Raw genomic sequence first — 15824 nt, 5'->3', positions numbered from 1 at the left:
GAAAAACCCGAATATGGGGCACTTTTAATAAGTGTCCATTATTCGGGTAGTAGTTCAAAAAGGCCGTCTGCTATCTCTTTGGTACTTTCACATAAAACGTACTCATTCCATCCTCATTTACAGCCCAAACTGTACCGTGATGAAGCTCAGCAATTCTTTTTACGATGTTGAGCCCAAGCCCGAATTCGCCGTTGCTGCCTTTATGAAATGGCTCAAACAGATGAGGGAGAATGTCTTCTTCAATCGGAGGACCATCGTTCCATATTTTAAGAAGGAAGTCATTCCCCGCTTTTTTTAAATGAACACCGATCATTGAATCCGCATATCTGAGCTGGTTTTCAAATAAGTTTTCAAGCAGCTTGATCCACAGCTCTTCGTCGCCATGAATAGCCGCCCGGTCCAGGTTTATTTCATAATCAAGCTCCTGGCGTGACCATTTGATGCGGTCAATGACCTCGCGAACCGTCATATTCAGTTCAATCTCCGATTTGCCTGAGTTGCGTGAAGATAAGTAATCTAGCTTTGTTATATACAGCAAGTCTTTAATTTTTTTCTCAAGACGCTCTGCTTCTTCCTCTATAACATCCATCGTGCTGGTCAGATCGCCTTTAGGATAAATGCCGTCATTTACAGATTTCGCATATCCCCTGATTACCATGACAGGTGTTTTCAAGTCATGAGAGATGTTCTGCAGAAGGGTGCGCTGTGCTTCATCCTTTTGAACAAGCCGTTTCCGCATTAATTCAATCGTTTCTCCAAGTTTTCCGATTTCATCACTTCGATCAAGTACAACCGGTTCATGCCAATCTTCATTCGAAATTCTTTTAACATCCTTTTCTAATGAAACAATTGGACGCGACAGATACTTCGCAAGCCAAATGGATGGAATCCAGCTGAAAAGGAACACAATGATCATGACAAAGACAAGCTGCTTGAACAAAGTCAAAACAAGATCATTCCGGTAAGAGTCCCATGCATATGAAAGAAGAAAAGCCGGCTGGCCGTCAACTGTCACCTTCTTGATGACAAAAAAGAGCCGTTCATTATTAATTACCCTCGAGTATTCTTCCGTAATGTCCTTTTGAGCAGAAGCAAGTATTTGCATTTCTTGAAGAAATCTAAGCGGCAGCTTTTTTTCGTTGTAAAAAAAAGGCGCGCTCTCAGGGAGAATGATGTGCTGAACCGAACGGTCAGGGGAGAGCTTCTCTCCATTTCTGGTGAGAGGATCCATTTGGACATTTCCCTGAATGCGGTATTCCGTCAGGATATGCTGTTCATTTTCAATCGTTGTATAGATCTCGTTCGTGAAAAAATTCCTGAGTGTAGTGGGGAATATAATCATCAGCAACAAGGAAATGACGAGAAGTATACCAGAGATCACAATCCAAATTTGAAACGTCAATGATTTATTTTTCATTATCCCGTCAGCATCCTGTAACCATATCCGTAGATGGTTTCTATTTTTAAGTCAGGCATTTTTTTTCGGAGCCGGCGGACGAGATCATCAACCACCCGGTCTGTGCCAAAATAATCGCTGCCCCAAATGTGCTCAATCATTTGTTCCCGCGAAAAAGCCTGACCTTTGTTATGCAGAAGCAGCAGCAATAAATCAAATTCCTTAGAAGTCAGATTCAGATTTTCATTATTCAGCGAGACAGAGCGCACACTTTCATCAATGGTATAAGGCGGCAGCTGCACGCTTGTTTTAACTGAGCTGCTCTCATAAACACGGGTCAGCAGCTTCTGAACGCGAATCACAAGTTCACGGGGAAGGAACGGCTTTGGAATATAGTCATCGCTTCCAAGCTCAAGCCCGAGCACCCGGTCAATATCTGTATCCCTTGCAGAAATGAAAATAACGGGAGTATCTGACGATGCCGCTTTAATTTCTTTTATTAATTGATAGCCGTCAACATCCGGTACCATGATATCGAGAACCCAAAGGTGAGGAGTTTCATGAATGGCCTGGCGCGCTTTTTCCCCATTTGTAAATGAGGTGACCTTAAAGCCTTCCTTTTCCAGATATTTTGTCAGCAAATCATTTAAATTTTGTTCGTCTTCCACAAGAAAAATAGAGTAGGACAATCCATTTCACGCTCCTTCTTAAACGTAATTATACAATGTCTTCACGATAAGGTCATCATTTGACAATTTCACATAATCTTTTCATCTTTCTCCCAAAATGATTTTTTATAGTAGGGTTAACAAAGAAAATCACTAGGAGGAATCAGGATGGGATATTACGACGATACAGAACGGAAAGATACATCGCTGGATCAGGAATCACACGAGATCATGGTCAGACAGCCTCAAAAAAAGCCGTCCAGATGGAGAGCGGTTATGTCATCAGTTATCAGCGGGGTAGTCGGCGGAGCGCTGGTGCTTGGGGTGCAGCCTTTCCTGGATGATGAGGCAAGCAAAAAGGAACCTTCTTATTCCATTAATTCTAACACGGCAGAAGAAAAAAATGACTCAAGTACTGTGAACACACAGCCTATCAGTCAAACGAGCGACATTGCGGATATGGTCGAAAATCTGTCGCCTGCGATTGTCGGGATATCAAACAAACAGCAGCAGCAGGGGTTTGGCGGCAGAACACAGGATGCTGAAGCAGGCACGGGTTCCGGTGTTATTTTCAAAAAAGATGGAGAAACGGCCTATATTATTACAAACAACCATGTAATTGAGGGAGCAAGCAGCATCGAAATCTCCTATTCAGATGGAGAAAAATCACAGGCTGAGCTTGTTGGAGCAGATCCGCTGACAGATACAGCCGTCCTTAAAATTGACAGCAAGTATGCAAAAACAATCGCTGAATTTGGCGATTCAGGACAGCTCCGTGCAGGGGAAAGAGTCGTTGCGATCGGAAATCCGCTGGGACTGGATTTCTCCCGCACCGTTACTGAAGGGATTATAAGCGGAACGGACCGTACCATTCCCATCGCAACTTCTGAAGGCAGCTGGGAATTGAATGTTATTCAGACGGATGCGGCAATTAACCCTGGGAATAGTGGTGGACCATTGCTGAACATGAGCGGTCAGGTCATTGGCATCAACAGCTTGAAAATCTCACAGGATGGTGTTGAGGGATTAGGATTTGCTATCCCTAGCAACGACCTTCAGCCAATCGTTGATGAACTGCTTGAAAAAGGAAAAGTGGATCGTCCATATTTAGGAGTAGGTCTGCTTGACTTAAGCGAAGTGCCTGAACAATACCGTACAAATACACTTCAGCTGCCGAATAAAATTACAGAAGGAGTCTTCGTTCAGGGAGTAAGCCCGTCTTCACCAGCTGCAGAAGCAGGAATGCAGGAAGGCGATGTCATTGTTGCAATGAATGGAACGAAGATCAAAAATTCAAATGAGCTTCGCAAATTCCTCTATTCACAAACAAGTATCGGCGATAAAATTGATATTGAATTTTACCGCCAGGGAGAGAAGGTAACAGAAAAAGTAACCTTGTCTCAGAAAGAGGTTGTGAATAGTTAATATAGATTACCCCCCTTTTGGACAGCCCCGGTTTTCGGGGCTGTTTTTTGTTTTGCTGTAAACCGGGACTAAAAATGGAGCTGATATGAGATTAAGGAGGTAATTGGATAAGCGGCCACAAATCCGATGAAAGTCGTCAGAAACTAATGCCGAGCTGTTATAAAAATAAAGTAAGAAGTTAGAACTCCCTTCTTTTTGAGGCATCCCCACAATAATCATCCAGCATTTTCTTCCCGCATCTTCCCTCATAAAACAGGAATCATTACGAACAAATATGATAACGCAAATTCATGCACGCAAATAACTTTGCATAAAGTTACATAAAATAACCGAAATATGAACGGATGCCATCATACAAGGAGTTCAGCCATGAAACTACAAATATTGTTAGAGGAGACCGGTCATTCTGCAAATATCAGTGCAGATCTGGAATCTGTTGAGATAAAAGGAATCGAAGCGAATTCTTCTAAGATAGAAGAAGGCTATTTATTTGTGGCCATTACAGGATATGAACGTGACGGACACGATTATATACAGGATGCAATAAATAGAGGTGCGGCAGCAGTTATTGGAGAAAAAGATTTTCCGGATTTGACCATCCCGTATATTAAGGTTGAGAATAGCCGCTATGCTTTGGCCAATCTTGCCGCACGATACTATGAGTTTCCGTCAAAAAAACACATTATGATCGGAATTACGGGTACAAACGGGAAAACTACAACTTCTTTTATGCTCAGACATATTCTTAAATATGCAGGGTATTCTTGTGCATTGTTTGGAACAGTACACAATGTAATAAATGGACAGACCTATGATTCGAAAAATACAACACCTGATTCACTGGAATTACAAAGGCTTTTAGCCAAAAGCCATGATGATATTGTCATTATGGAAGTATCCTCACATGGCTTAGCCCAAAAAAGGCTGGAAGGCATTGAATATGACATCGGTCTGTTTACAAATCTTGCTCATGAGCATTTGGATTATCATGATACGATTGAAGAATATTTTGAAGTGAAGCAGCTGCTTTTTTCAAAGTTAAAAGAAGGCGGACAAGCTATTATCAGCACTCATGATGAGTGGGGGGGGAAGCTGACGGATCTGTTAAACGAGAGAAAGATCAAGGTGTCGACCTTTGGAAAAACAGAAGAGGACGATCTTATTTTTGATTCTAACAGTGATGTTCATTGCTCAGATTTTGAAGTCACAGAGTCTGGAAAACAGCTTCATTTTCAAATGACAATTCCGGGTCTTCATAACATTTATAATGCTTCCATGGCCTATCTGACCGGCAGAAAATTAGGGATCGAATCTGACGGGCTGATTGATGCATTCAAAACATTTCCGGGAATTCCGGGCCGGTTCGAAATGTACAGTCATCCCAATGATGCCACGGCTGTCATTGATTACGCACATACAGCTGATGCGTTTTCTTACTGTTTAAAAACAGCCCGTGATTGCGGGGCAAAACGGATCCTTCATGTATTTGGATTCAGGGGTGACCGTGATGAAAGCAAACGGGATGAAATGATGGCTGTCTCATCGCAAATGAGTGACTGCACAATTCTGACGTTAGATGATCTAAATGGAATTGATCAAAAAGATATGATAGCAGAGCTTGAAAAATATCGTGAGGCTTCCGGCAAAGCGGCAGATCTAATCATACCTGACAGGACACTTGCCATAAAAAAAGCCTGGGATATGGCAGAAGCTGGAGATTGGATCCTCGTCACCGGAAAAGGGAGCGAAATGTATAAGGAAGACTATGAACTCCCATCTAAATCCGATCAGGAAACCTTCGCATTGCTGATCGATCAAAATACAACGATTGCAACTTGATTTTAAGAATCTGAAAATTGACAGATAAGGGCAAACCAATTATGTTTCTGCCCTTTTTCTTTATAACCGCGATAAGGATGGCAGAATCGACAATAAATTATACTGTGTTGTAAGATGTATGGAATGATAAATTTAAAGGATGATTCCTCATAATGCATTTACTGCCGTTAATGTTAGAAAGAATGGGCATTATTTTTATTGTTGCATTCTTGCTCTCAAGACTTAAATCTTTTCGAAGAATTATAAATAATGATCAGCGTATTTCAGGAAAGATGTTATTGATTGTTGTTTTTGGAACTTTCGGGATCTTGAGCAACTATACGGGAATTGAAATTAATCCCAATTCTGCGGCAGAGCATAATCGGCATAATGTTTGAACTGACCGTCCTTATTATAAGGGCGGTTTGTTTATTTTAAGGATGTATGCCATGGAAAATCGGTAAAAAGAGCCAAAAGCATCTTGACATAAATCCATTTCAATCATACACTAACGGTAGACATTAGTTTATCAGAAAATTCAGTATGAAGTGAGAATAGATATGAGCATACAACCGGATCATCGTATTGGGAGAAATGCCATGCAGCTCGTTCTGATTGGTGAAAATGATCATTTTTACGGGGAACAGCTGACAGAGCAGGGGTTTCAATTTTGTCAGGGGAAAACAGGTTCAATGGAGACGCATAAAGTAGTGGCGGCCATTGAAACTGCAGCTAAGCGTTCAGGTGTGATATCACCTGATGGATACCGCGAAACACACTCTTTATATCATGCCATCATGGAAGCGCTTCATGGTGTGACGAGAGGGCAGGTTCAGCTTGGAAGTGTTTTGCGCACAGTTGGTCTTCGATTTGCCATTGTCAGGGGGAAGCCTTACGAGGCAGAAACAGAAGGCGAATGGATTGCGATTGCTTTGTACGGCACAATAGGTGCTCCTGTCAAAGGATCAGAGCATGAGGCAATGGGTTTGGGAATTAATCATATATAAGATGCGCCCATAGTTAATAGATAGCAGGGGGCTGTATCGGTAGAAAACACGGTTTAACGTGTTTCTATTGGTATGGCCTCCTTTTTGTTTTTCATTTTGATCAAAAGAGGAGCAGATTATGATCGAATTAACGGGAAGTACACTCACAATTGAATCCGCAAAGAAGGTTTTATATGAAAAAGCTATGATCCATATTCCTGACTATGTATGGGATAAGGTCGAAAAGAGCAGAAAAGCAGTTGAAAACATAGTGGCTCAGAAGAAGGTCGTTTACGGTATTACGACGGGATTTGGGAAGTTCAGCGATGTGCTGATTGATGCGGAAGATGCAGAAGAGCTGCAAATCAATTTGATTCGAAGTCATGCATGCGGTGTCGGAGATCCGTTTCCTGAAGAGGTTTCCAGGGGGATGCTTTTGCTTAGGCTTAATGCATTATTGAAAGGTTTTTCCGGTGTTCGCAGAGAGGTGTTATCTTTACTTGTTTCACTCCTGAATCATGAAATTCATCCTGTTGTGCCCGAGCAGGGCTCACTTGGTGCGAGCGGGGATTTGGCGCCTTTGTCTCATATGGCACTTGTCCTTGTAGGTGAAGGTGAGGTTTTTTACCAGGGGCGGAAAATGCAGACAGCAGAAGCTTTTCAGACAGCGGGACTTCACCCTGTTACGCTGCAGGCTAAAGAAGGTCTGGCTTTAATCAATGGTACACAGGCAATGACGGCAATGGGGCTTGTCAATTACATCGAAGCTGAAGCGGTGGCGCTGCAGGCAGACTACATTGCTTCGATGACGATTGAAGGTCTGAGAGGAATCATTGATGCGTTTGATGAGGACATTCATATTGCCCGGGGCTACAAAGAACAAGTTGAAGTAGCCGAGCGAATCAGAGGGATTTTAAATGGCAGCTATCTCGTGACGCATCAGGGAGAGCTGAGAGTTCAGGATGCCTACTCCTTAAGGTGCATTCCCCAGGTTCATGGGGCAAGTCTTCAGGTCCTTTCTTACGTAAGAGATAAGCTTGAAATTGAAATGAATGCAGCTACCGATAATCCGCTGATTTTTGATGAAGGCAAAAAGGTTTTGTCGGGAGGGAATTTCCACGGTCAGCCAATTGCGTTTGCCATGGATTTTTTGAAGGTGGGCATCGCCGAGGTTGCGAATATTTCGGAACGAAGAATCGAAAGACTTGTCAATCCGCAGCTCAATGATCTGCCGCCGTTTTTGAGTCCAATGCCCGGTCTCCAGTCCGGAGCGATGATCATGCAATATTGTGCTGCGTCGCTTGTCTCTGAAAACAAGACGCTTGCACACCCAGCGAGTGTTGATTCAATCCCTTCATCAGCCAATCAGGAGGATCACGTCAGCATGGGTACGATTGCCTCAAGGCACGCCTATCAAATTATTCAAAACTGCAGACGTGTGCTTGCCATTGAATTGATTTGTGCGATGGAGGCAGCAGCCTACCGGGGAATTGAGAAAATGTCGGAAACGACAAGAACATTTTATTTTCATGGAAGAACTGTTGTCCCGGCTATTACGAAGGACAGAGTATTTTCAAAGGATATAGAGGCAGCTGCGGCCTGGCTGAAAAAAGCAAATGTAAAGAGATTTAAAAAAGATTATAACGACACAAAGGGGGAAATTTTATCATGACAGCAAAATTCACAGGAGCAAAACGGGGAACAGAATTGGACTGTAAAGGGTGGGAGCAGGAGGCAGCGCTTCGCATGCTGATGAATAACTTGGATCCTGAGGTTGCAGAAAAGCCGGAGGAGCTCATTGTTTATGGAGGAATTGGAAAGGCTGCGAGAAATCAGGAGTCACTGGATGGAATCGTCCAATCGTTAAAATCATTGGAGCATGATGAGACGCTTCTCATTCAATCGGGAAAGCCTGTCGGGATTTTTAAAACGCATGAACATGCCCCGCGGGTTCTGCTTTCAAACTCTGTTCTCGTTCCTAAATGGGCAGATTGGGAAAACTTCCACGAGCTTGATCAAAAGGGCCTCACTATGTATGGGCAAATGACGGCGGGAAGCTGGATCTACATCGGAACACAGGGAATTCTTCAAGGAACCTATGAAACGTTTTCTGCTGTGGCAAAAGAGCATTTTGACGGAAGCTTAAAAGGCACAATTACATTAACGGCAGGCCTTGGCGGAATGGGAGGGGCACAGCCTCTTGCCGTAACGATGAACGGCGGAGTTGTTATTGCTGCCGATATTGATCAAAGCAGAATTGAGAAGAGACTTGCGACAAAGTATTGTGACAGGCTGACTCATTCTTTTGATGAAGCGGTGCAGTGGGCAATGGAGGCTAGGTCAGAAGGCAAAGCCCTTTCGATTGGATTAGTGGCAAATGCAGTAGATGTCCTTCATGAAGTGATTAAGAAAAACATAAAGATTGATATCCTTACTGACCAGACATCCGCACATGACCCGTTAAATGGCTATTTTCCGCATGGTTTATCGATGGATGAAGCGCTGCAGGTAAAAAAGGATCATCCGGATTTGTATGTTGAGAAATCAAAAAAATCAATGGCCGAGCATGTAAGATGCATGTTAGAGCTTCAAAAGAGCGGAACCATCGTCTTTGATTACGGCAATAACATTCGCCAGGTAGCGAAGGACGAAGGAGTGGAAAATGCATTTGCATTTCCGGGCTTTGTACCAGCCTATATTCGTCCGCTGTTCTGTGAGGGCAAAGGTCCTTTCAGATGGGCAGCTCTATCTGGAGATCCTGCAGATATCCACCGCACAGATCAGCTGATTAAGGAGCTTTTTCCTGAAAATGAGGCCCTGCTGCGCTGGATTGATATGGCACATGAGCATGTTGCTTTTCAGGGACTGCCGGCACGTATTTGCTGGCTGGGCTACGGTGAACGGGTGAAGATGGGCCTCGCCATTAATGAATTAGTCCGGACGGGAGAACTGAAAGCACCGATCGTCATTGGACGCGATCACCTTGACTGCGGTTCTGTTGCCTCGCCAAATCGCGAGACAGAGGCGATGAAGGACGGAAGCGATGCAATTGGAGATTGGGCAGTGTTAAATGCACTAGTTAACACATCAGCCGGAGCAAGCTGGGTATCCTTCCACCATGGCGGCGGAGTAGGAATGGGCTATTCTCTGCATTCTGGAATGGTTGTTGTTGCTGACGGAACGGAAACAGCAAAACGTAAATTAGAAAGAGTTCTCGTATCTGATCCCGGGATGGGCATTATCCGTCATGCAGACGCGGGCTACGAAGAGGCACAGACTTTTGCAAAAGAACATAATGTACGTATTCCAATGCAGGAATAGAGGGAGGTTCTTTCATGAAATATGATCTAATACTTGAAAATATAGGCCAGCTCTTAACAATGGATTATGAAAAAGAAGGTCCACTCTGCGGCAAGGACATGGATGAGCTGATTGTACTTGAAAACAAGGCACTTGCGATTGCTGATGGGAGAATTGCTGTGATCGGTTCAAACGAAGAAGCAGCTAAGTGGCCGGCTGAAAAAAGAATTGATTGTGACGGGAAGCTTGTTACACCTGGCCTCATTGATCCACATACTCATTTAGTGTTTGCCGGATCCCGTGAGCATGAAATGGGACTGAAGCAGCAGGGCGTTCCTTACTTGGAAATCCTGAAACAGGGCGGCGGCATTCTTTCGACTGTAAAAGCAACGCGGGCTGCAAGTGAAGCGGAGCTTTATGAAAAAGCAGCAGGTCATCTTGACCGGATGCTTTCATATGGAATGACGACGGTAGAAGCGAAAAGCGGATACGGACTGAACGCAGAAGCAGAGCTGAAGCAGCTGAGGACCGCAAAAAAATTAAACGCGGAGCACGCAGCCGAAGTTGTTTCAACCTTTTTGGGTGCGCATGCCATACCTCCGGAGCATAAGCATCAGCCGGACGTTTTCTTAGAAGAAATGGTTCAGCTGCTGGATGTCATTGAAAAAGAAGAATTAGCCCAATTTGTAGATATCTTTTGTGAAACAGGCGTTTTCTCCATCGAACAGTCCAGAGTGTTTTTATCAAAAGCAAAGCAAAAAGGATTTCAGGTGAAAATTCATGCCGATGAAATTGATCCATTAGGAGGGGCAGAATTGGCTTCTGAGCTCAGTGCCGTCAGTGCAGAGCATTTAGTTGGAACTTCAGATGAAGGCATTAAGCAGCTGTCTGCAAAAGGGGTTATCGCCTGCCTGCTGCCCGGTACTTCTTTTTATCTGAACAAACCGGATCATGCTAAAGCAAGAAAGATGCTGGAGGAAGGAGTGGCGGTGACTCTTGCGACTGATTTTAATCCCGGGAGCTGTCCGACTGAGAATCTGCAGCTGATCATGTCGTTCGCAGCGGTTATCTATAAAATGACGGTGAAAGAAATTTGGAATGCTGTCACCATTAATGCAGCCCATGCCATCGGGTTAGGCGGCGAACGGGGGATAATCGCGCCAATGAAGCAGGCGGACCTTGTCATCTGGGATGCGGGAAACTATGAATATATCCCTTATCATTTCGGAGTGAATCACGCAGGGACCGTTATCAAGAAAGGTGCCATAGTATTTGAAAAGGGGGATCACCGTGAGCCATCTTCCCTTTCTTTCACATGATGCAAGATTCGCAGACCGCGGGATTTCGCGGGCGGGAACGTTATTGAAAAAACGGGATCAGGAAATTGCCGAAGGCATTGGGTTAGTGGGAGTTCCATTATCGAAGCCATCGATCAGTCATTCAGGGGCATCTTTTGCTCCTGAAACAATAAGAAAAATGATGAACGCTTTTACTACCTACTCAGTTCAGGACAATACAGATTTAAAAGAAGAGAGAATCATAGACTTTGGTGATATATCCATGCATGTAACAGACCTTTCTGAATCGCACCTGAGGATTGAAACGACGGTAGAAGGAGTTTTAGGTGAACATCCTTTAATGGTTCCTATTTTTCTTGGCGGCGATCATTCTGTTACAGCGCCGATATTCAAAGCCTTTCAAAAAGAAAAAGGAAAGGCTGGGATTATTCAGTTCGACGCGCACCACGACCTGAGGAACCTTGAAGATGGAGGACCGTCAAATGGAACACCTTTTAGACAGCTGATCGAAAAAGATGCACTGCAGGGAAAACACCTCCATCAAATTGGCATCCGCGACTTTTCAAATGGCAAAGAATATACCGATTATGGCAAAGAAAATGGTGTTCATATATTCACCATGCAGGACGTGTACACAAGAGGGATCCTCTCAATTTTACAAGAGAGTGTGAGTGAGCTCCTGAAAGAAGTTGACGTCATCTACGTTTCACTTGATATGGATGTAATGGATCAGGCGTTTGCACCAGGCTGCCCTGCCATTGGTCCAGGGGGGATGGATTCACGCATGCTGATTGAAGCCATACGATTTTTAGGAGAAGTTCCAGCTGTAAGAGCAATGGATATTGTTGAAATTGACCCGACACTCGATTTTCGGGATATGACGAGCCGTTTGGCTGCTTACTGTGTCTTAACCTTTTTAACAGGCTACAAGAGTCGAAAGTGAAAATATTTACTCGTTTCTAAAAGGGATTTAGAAATTGAAAAACGGGATTGCCTGATGATAGAAACCTATTTCTGAGGAGTGGATGTTCAGAGATAGGTTTTTAGTTTTTAGCACCCTATAAAATAAATAGAATGAGGAACCCTGTTTAAAAAAACATCTGGGGTTCCTCTATTTTTTACGGTTGAATGCCCTTTTTACTAGTTAAAAAGGGATAATTGATAAGGCAAGAGCTACTAAAATCATAACGGCTGTCGATCCGCAGGCCCATTTCAGGAAGGTGCGCTGCAAGTCCCCGAAATCTTCTCCAACCATTCCGACTAATAGGTACGTCGACGGTACTAGCGGACTTAATAGGTGGACAGGCAATCCAAGAAGTGATGCACGTCCAATAAATGCAGGATCAATTCCATATCCGGCAGCCGCCTTGGCGAGCAATGGCAAAACGCCGTAGTAAAAAGCATCATTGGACATGAAAAATGTAAAAGGAGCACTTAGTATCGCTGTAATAAGAGCAAAATGTGAACCAAGGGCATCAGGTATATGCGTAATCATAGTGTTTGCGATGGCATCTACCATTTTAGTCCCTGAGAGAATACCTGTAAAAATACCTGCTGCAAACACCATGGAAACGACTGATAATGCATTATCAGCATAGTTTGAAATCCGCGCTTTCTGGTAACTTAATTTTGGATAATTCATCGTGATAGCAATGGCAAATCCAATCATAAACAAGACAGTAGTTGGCAGAACTTCTTTGATTAGCGCCACTAAAAGCATGATGGTTAACAGGTAATTCACGACACTAAGTTTTGGCCTTTTAATACCAGCTTCCTCTGCAGAAGCCGCTGTCTGCTGCATAGCTATTGTGCTGTAATCAATTTCAAGTATACCCACTCTTTTGCGCTCTTTTTTCCCAAGGCAATAAGCCATGAATAATACAAACAATACTCCGCCAGCCATTGCGAGGGAATGACCGGAGTGAAAATATCAGACATCTCAAGATTCAATGCCGTCATGGCTCTGGCAGTAGGTCCTCCCCATGGAAGGAGGTTCATAACACCTGAAGCAGATACGGCAATCCCTGCTAATATCAGCGGCCTCATGCCAATTCGTTTATACAAAGGCAGCATGGCTGAAATCGTAATTATATATGTTGTGGTTCCATCACCATCTAAGGAAATCAGCAAAGCGAGGACTGCCGTACCGATGGCTATCTTTACAGGATCTCCTTTTACAACTTTCAAGATGGTTGAAATAATAGGATCAAATACTCCTGCATCAATCATTATGCCGAAAAAGAGAATGGCGAATAGGATCATAATGCCTGTGGGTGCTACACTTTTTATGCCATCAAGCGCCATGGGTCCAATTTCCTTTCCGAATCCGCCGATTAGAGCAAAAACAACTGGAACCACCATCAGTGCAATCATAGCCGTTAGCCGTTTTGTCATAATTAAAATCATGAATGTAATTATCATTAAAAATCCTAATAATGCAAGCATGGTCTTCACCTCTTTTGTTAATAAATAAAGTGTATACAAAATATTCTGAAATGAAAACGTTTTCAAAATAAAGTTATTAAAGTAAGTTAACTATATTTTGTACATTAAGTTCACAGGAAGGACTAAATATCTGCAGCAAAGTTTTAGTTTGCGAGCCGATTAATACATGATTAAAATGCTTGTAACGGTTTCATTTAACGAGGCGCAAAACAGTAAATCGCATGGAATTTAGCACAAAACGGGTAGGATTGCGGAATAAAGATTAATAAAAGAAACAAACGAGGTGCGGATATGTATTTAAATGACTATATGAAAGAGAACTTTTCTAACTTATATCTTCGACCACCTTTATTTTATAACTGGGAAATTGGTATACGGTTCGAATTAGGGGTCGAGTGGAATAGAGAATATGATTACGAAAACAGTCAATATTTAAAAGGGGTTTATAATAGGGCTATAACTTTATTTAATTCATTACATTCACCAGACGAAGAAATCTTGGTTGTAATTGATGTAAATGATTTTGGAGATAGAAAATCCTATACCCACAAAGGAAGGCTATTTACTCCATATGTATATGAAAAATCAGTACTATATAAGTTAAGGCATACAGTAATACCTTATATTTTCCCAGAAGACAATGAAGATGGAAAATATAAAACACATAGATTTACTCTTAAAGGTAAAACATCTGATATTAAATACATTCCATTGTTAAAAGCAATATGTAATCAAGATTTAGGAATTCAACCAAATATTTTTCATAGTGTTTATTTTTTAAATATCAAAAGAAAAACCATTTTTAATGTTTATGATGACAGAGGTTGTGATTTGCTTGCTGCTTCTTCTGAAGCCATACGAGATATATATAACAAATTTAATGACTGGATATTAGATTACGACAGGGATGAAATAGATAAGTTGTTTAAATAAGGAATTAACCCTTCTTCAACAAGCGGGGGCTTATCCGGAAAAAGGTAAGCTTCCTTTTTTATGAAAATAATTATTGAGTTAACTGTTTGATTTTGAAATAATTGGTACTAAGCAAACGGGCAGGATTGTGGAAGATAGAATTAGGAAATAACTTCTATATTAAAGTTTTAGATGAAGTGGAGTGATTTATATATGAGGTATCACCACAAGGATTTTTCTGGAGAATTATTAAAAACTATCATAACTACAGAAATGGCACTAAAAGGTCATATCGAAAATTTGTTACTTGAATATAAGCCTGTGTTTGCTAAGAAAGATTTAGATTTTAATGCTGGGTTTTATAAAGAGAGTAACGACCCTTTTATGCCTGAATACAATTCCTCGGTTTCGATTGGCATTGCTGAAAAAAATGAGGATCTTAACGATTTACATACAATTAAAATATGGGAATGCAATCGTTATTTCTTAGGAATGCCCACTTCAAAAAAAGCTCCTGGCAGTAAAATTATCGGTGAATTACTTGATGAAACGATTGAAGATGTTAAGGAAGAATTAAAAGAATATATCAATGACTTTTTAGAAGAGTAGTAACGTTTGATTTTATTCCACTATCGGGGGCAATTGCTGAATATCGGGGGCTTTAGTAGAACAAGGAATTTAATGAAAGAGGCACAAAATGGATATATTGTATGACGATAAATATCATCTGCATTTAGGTTATTACAAAAATGACTTTGATTATGAGTCTATAGCGTATAAAAGACAATCAGAGGATGTATGGGATATCTTCTTTGATTTTAAACAGTATGGACTAAAAAATACTGCCCAAGTAAATGAATTAACATTAGAGGGATTTGGAACAAGAATTTTTTCCATCAGCGGCAATGATCTTAACTATGATATTGGAGTACAAAAATTTGAGAAGTGGTTATCCATACAAAAAATAATTTAATAATGTCTGAACTCCTTATTAAGCAATCAGGGCGTTAGTTGAAGATCAATAGAGCTGTTCATGCAGCTCTTTTTATTGAAATAAAGGGCTGGATTGTTGAAGATTGTGAGGGTGATTTTTTTTATCTAAAGTCATCCCAGGTAAAATCTAGCGTTAAAATTCCAGCATGTTTTTCTTCACCAAATTGATTTATGCTTTTTGTTGCTAACTCTGGCTTTCGAAAACAAACTAATTCTTTGTAATATCCAAACATACGACAAATTTCTGGTCTAACGGAATGTATACCACATCTATCTTTATTTAGATCATAGAAAATACATGTTCCATAATATCTCTTTTGATTCTCTAGCTCTAATCGTAATTTAGTAGGCATTGATTTTATTTTCTTTTTTATGATCTTAACTTCGCTTTCACTGACAGGAACAGGACCGCAACACAACCCTTTACAACCTTGACATGGTAATGTATCCATATGTACACTCCTTAATAATTTAATTTATTTTTTTAACATTTCTATAAAGATTAGTAGTGTGATTACCATATGAAAAAGCCTCGCAAAAATGCGAGGCTTAATAAATTATTTTATCAGAGACGAAATGGATC

14 protein-coding genes and 1 pseudogene are annotated in these 15824 nt (G+C 41.6%); 11 read left to right on the top strand and 4 right to left on the bottom strand.

The window, feature by feature from the left end:
* Positions 1 to 70 precede the first annotated feature (70 nt).
* Both LIT25_23505 and LIT25_23500 read right to left on the bottom strand, forming a co-directional pair.
* A complete protein-coding gene (locus tag LIT25_23505; protein ID USK33442.1) occupies positions 71 to 1417 on the bottom strand; it encodes a HAMP domain-containing histidine kinase in 1347 nt (448 codons plus the stop codon).
* Positions 1417 to 2085 carry a response regulator transcription factor gene (locus tag LIT25_23500; protein ID USK33441.1) on the bottom strand — a complete coding sequence of 223 codons (669 nt, stop codon included), beginning with the start codon at positions 2083 to 2085 and terminating at the stop codon, positions 1417 to 1419. The genes LIT25_23505 and LIT25_23500 overlap by 1 nt, the downstream gene beginning before the upstream one ends.
* A gap of 147 nt (positions 2086 to 2232) precedes the next feature.
* Here LIT25_23500 and LIT25_23495 point away from each other — a divergent pair, with 147 nt between their 5' ends.
* The 8 genes from LIT25_23495 to hutG all read left to right on the top strand — a co-directional run bounded on the left by LIT25_23495 (position 2233) and on the right by hutG (position 11834).
* Positions 2233 to 3489, top strand: coding sequence for a trypsin-like peptidase domain-containing protein (locus LIT25_23495; GenBank protein ID USK33440.1), 1257 nt, complete (start codon positions 2233 to 2235; stop codon positions 3487 to 3489).
* 369 nt (positions 3490 to 3858) lie between these two features.
* Complete coding sequence (locus LIT25_23490) at positions 3859 to 5328, top strand: UDP-N-acetylmuramoyl-L-alanyl-D-glutamate--2,6-diaminopimelate ligase (GenBank protein ID USK33439.1); 1470 nt, start codon at positions 3859 to 3861, stop codon at positions 5326 to 5328.
* A gap of 152 nt (positions 5329 to 5480) precedes the next feature.
* Positions 5481 to 5705, top strand: coding sequence for a hypothetical protein (locus LIT25_23485; protein USK33438.1), 225 nt, complete (start codon positions 5481 to 5483; stop codon positions 5703 to 5705).
* Positions 5706 to 5867: 162 nt separating this feature from the next.
* Positions 5868 to 6314, top strand: a complete 447-nt coding sequence (gene hutP / locus LIT25_23480) for a hut operon transcriptional regulator HutP (protein USK33437.1) — start codon at positions 5868 to 5870, stop codon at positions 6312 to 6314.
* A gap of 118 nt (positions 6315 to 6432) precedes the next feature.
* On the top strand, positions 6433 to 7965 hold the full coding sequence (gene hutH, locus LIT25_23475) for a histidine ammonia-lyase (GenBank protein ID USK33436.1): 1533 nt from the start codon (positions 6433 to 6435) through the stop codon (positions 7963 to 7965).
* Positions 7962 to 9614: a urocanate hydratase gene (gene hutU, locus LIT25_23470; GenBank protein USK33435.1), complete on the top strand. Its 1653-nt coding sequence runs from the start codon at positions 7962 to 7964 to the stop codon at positions 9612 to 9614. The genes hutH and hutU overlap by 4 nt, the downstream gene beginning before the upstream one ends.
* Before the next feature lie 14 nt (positions 9615 to 9628).
* A complete protein-coding gene (gene hutI / locus LIT25_23465; GenBank protein USK33434.1) occupies positions 9629 to 10912 on the top strand; it encodes an imidazolonepropionase in 1284 nt (427 codons plus the stop codon).
* Positions 10884 to 11834, top strand: a complete 951-nt coding sequence (hutG, locus tag LIT25_23460) for a formimidoylglutamase (GenBank protein USK33433.1) — start codon at positions 10884 to 10886, stop codon at positions 11832 to 11834. Before hutI ends, hutG begins: the two co-directional genes overlap by 29 nt.
* 201 nt (positions 11835 to 12035) lie before the next feature.
* On the opposite strand, the pseudogene LIT25_23455 reads toward hutG, so the two are convergent.
* A pseudogene (locus tag LIT25_23455) lies at positions 12036 to 13375 on the bottom strand (CitMHS family transporter).
* 252 nt (positions 13376 to 13627) lie between these two features.
* On the opposite strand from LIT25_23455, the gene LIT25_23450 reads away from it, so the two are divergent.
* From LIT25_23450 to LIT25_23440, 3 genes are all read left to right on the top strand, one after another.
* Positions 13628 to 14269: a DUF3885 domain-containing protein gene (locus LIT25_23450; protein USK33432.1), complete on the top strand. Its 642-nt coding sequence runs from the start codon at positions 13628 to 13630 to the stop codon at positions 14267 to 14269.
* Between the two features lie 192 nt (positions 14270 to 14461).
* A complete protein-coding gene (locus LIT25_23445) occupies positions 14462 to 14857 on the top strand; it encodes a hypothetical protein (GenBank protein ID USK33431.1) in 396 nt (131 codons plus the stop codon).
* A gap of 88 nt (positions 14858 to 14945) precedes the next feature.
* Positions 14946 to 15221: a DUF3986 family protein gene (locus tag LIT25_23440; protein ID USK33430.1), complete on the top strand. Its 276-nt coding sequence runs from the start codon at positions 14946 to 14948 to the stop codon at positions 15219 to 15221.
* 121 nt (positions 15222 to 15342) lie between these two features.
* On the opposite strand, the gene LIT25_23435 is transcribed toward LIT25_23440, so the two are convergent.
* Positions 15343 to 15693 carry a YkgJ family cysteine cluster protein gene (locus LIT25_23435; GenBank protein ID USK33429.1) on the bottom strand — a complete coding sequence of 117 codons (351 nt, stop codon included), beginning with the start codon at positions 15691 to 15693 and terminating at the stop codon, positions 15343 to 15345.
* Positions 15694 to 15824: the final 131 nt, after the last annotated feature.

Source organism: Bacillus sp. F19 (genome assembly GCA_023823795.1).
Classification (GTDB): domain Bacteria; phylum Bacillota; class Bacilli; order Bacillales; family Bacillaceae; genus Bacillus_P.
This window is presented reverse-complemented; position numbering and strand designations above follow the sequence as displayed.

What these genes read in the sequence shown, in the direction of transcription:
- LIT25_23505 (USK33442.1), bottom strand. Translation starts at nt 1,417, where the DNA reads ATGAAAAATAAATCATTGACGTTTCAAATTTGGATTGTGATCTCTGGT.
- LIT25_23495 (USK33440.1), top strand. Translation starts at nt 2,233, where the DNA reads ATGGGATATTACGACGATACAGAACGGAAAGATACATCGCTGGATCAG.
- LIT25_23490 (USK33439.1), top strand. Translation starts at nt 3,859, where the DNA reads ATGAAACTACAAATATTGTTAGAGGAGACCGGTCATTCTGCAAATATC.
- LIT25_23485 (USK33438.1), top strand. Translation starts at nt 5,481, where the DNA reads ATGCATTTACTGCCGTTAATGTTAGAAAGAATGGGCATTATTTTTATT.
- hutP (USK33437.1), top strand. Translation starts at nt 5,868, where the DNA reads ATGAGCATACAACCGGATCATCGTATTGGGAGAAATGCCATGCAGCTC.
- hutH (USK33436.1), top strand. Translation starts at nt 6,433, where the DNA reads ATGATCGAATTAACGGGAAGTACACTCACAATTGAATCCGCAAAGAAG.
- hutU (USK33435.1), top strand. Translation starts at nt 7,962, where the DNA reads ATGACAGCAAAATTCACAGGAGCAAAACGGGGAACAGAATTGGACTGT.
- hutI (USK33434.1), top strand. Translation starts at nt 9,629, where the DNA reads ATGAAATATGATCTAATACTTGAAAATATAGGCCAGCTCTTAACAATG.
- LIT25_23450 (USK33432.1), top strand. Translation starts at nt 13,628, where the DNA reads ATGTATTTAAATGACTATATGAAAGAGAACTTTTCTAACTTATATCTT.
- LIT25_23445 (USK33431.1), top strand. Translation starts at nt 14,462, where the DNA reads ATGAGGTATCACCACAAGGATTTTTCTGGAGAATTATTAAAAACTATC.
- LIT25_23440 (USK33430.1), top strand. Translation starts at nt 14,946, where the DNA reads ATGGATATATTGTATGACGATAAATATCATCTGCATTTAGGTTATTAC.
- LIT25_23435 (USK33429.1), bottom strand. Translation starts at nt 15,693, where the DNA reads ATGGATACATTACCATGTCAAGGTTGTAAAGGGTTGTGTTGCGGTCCT.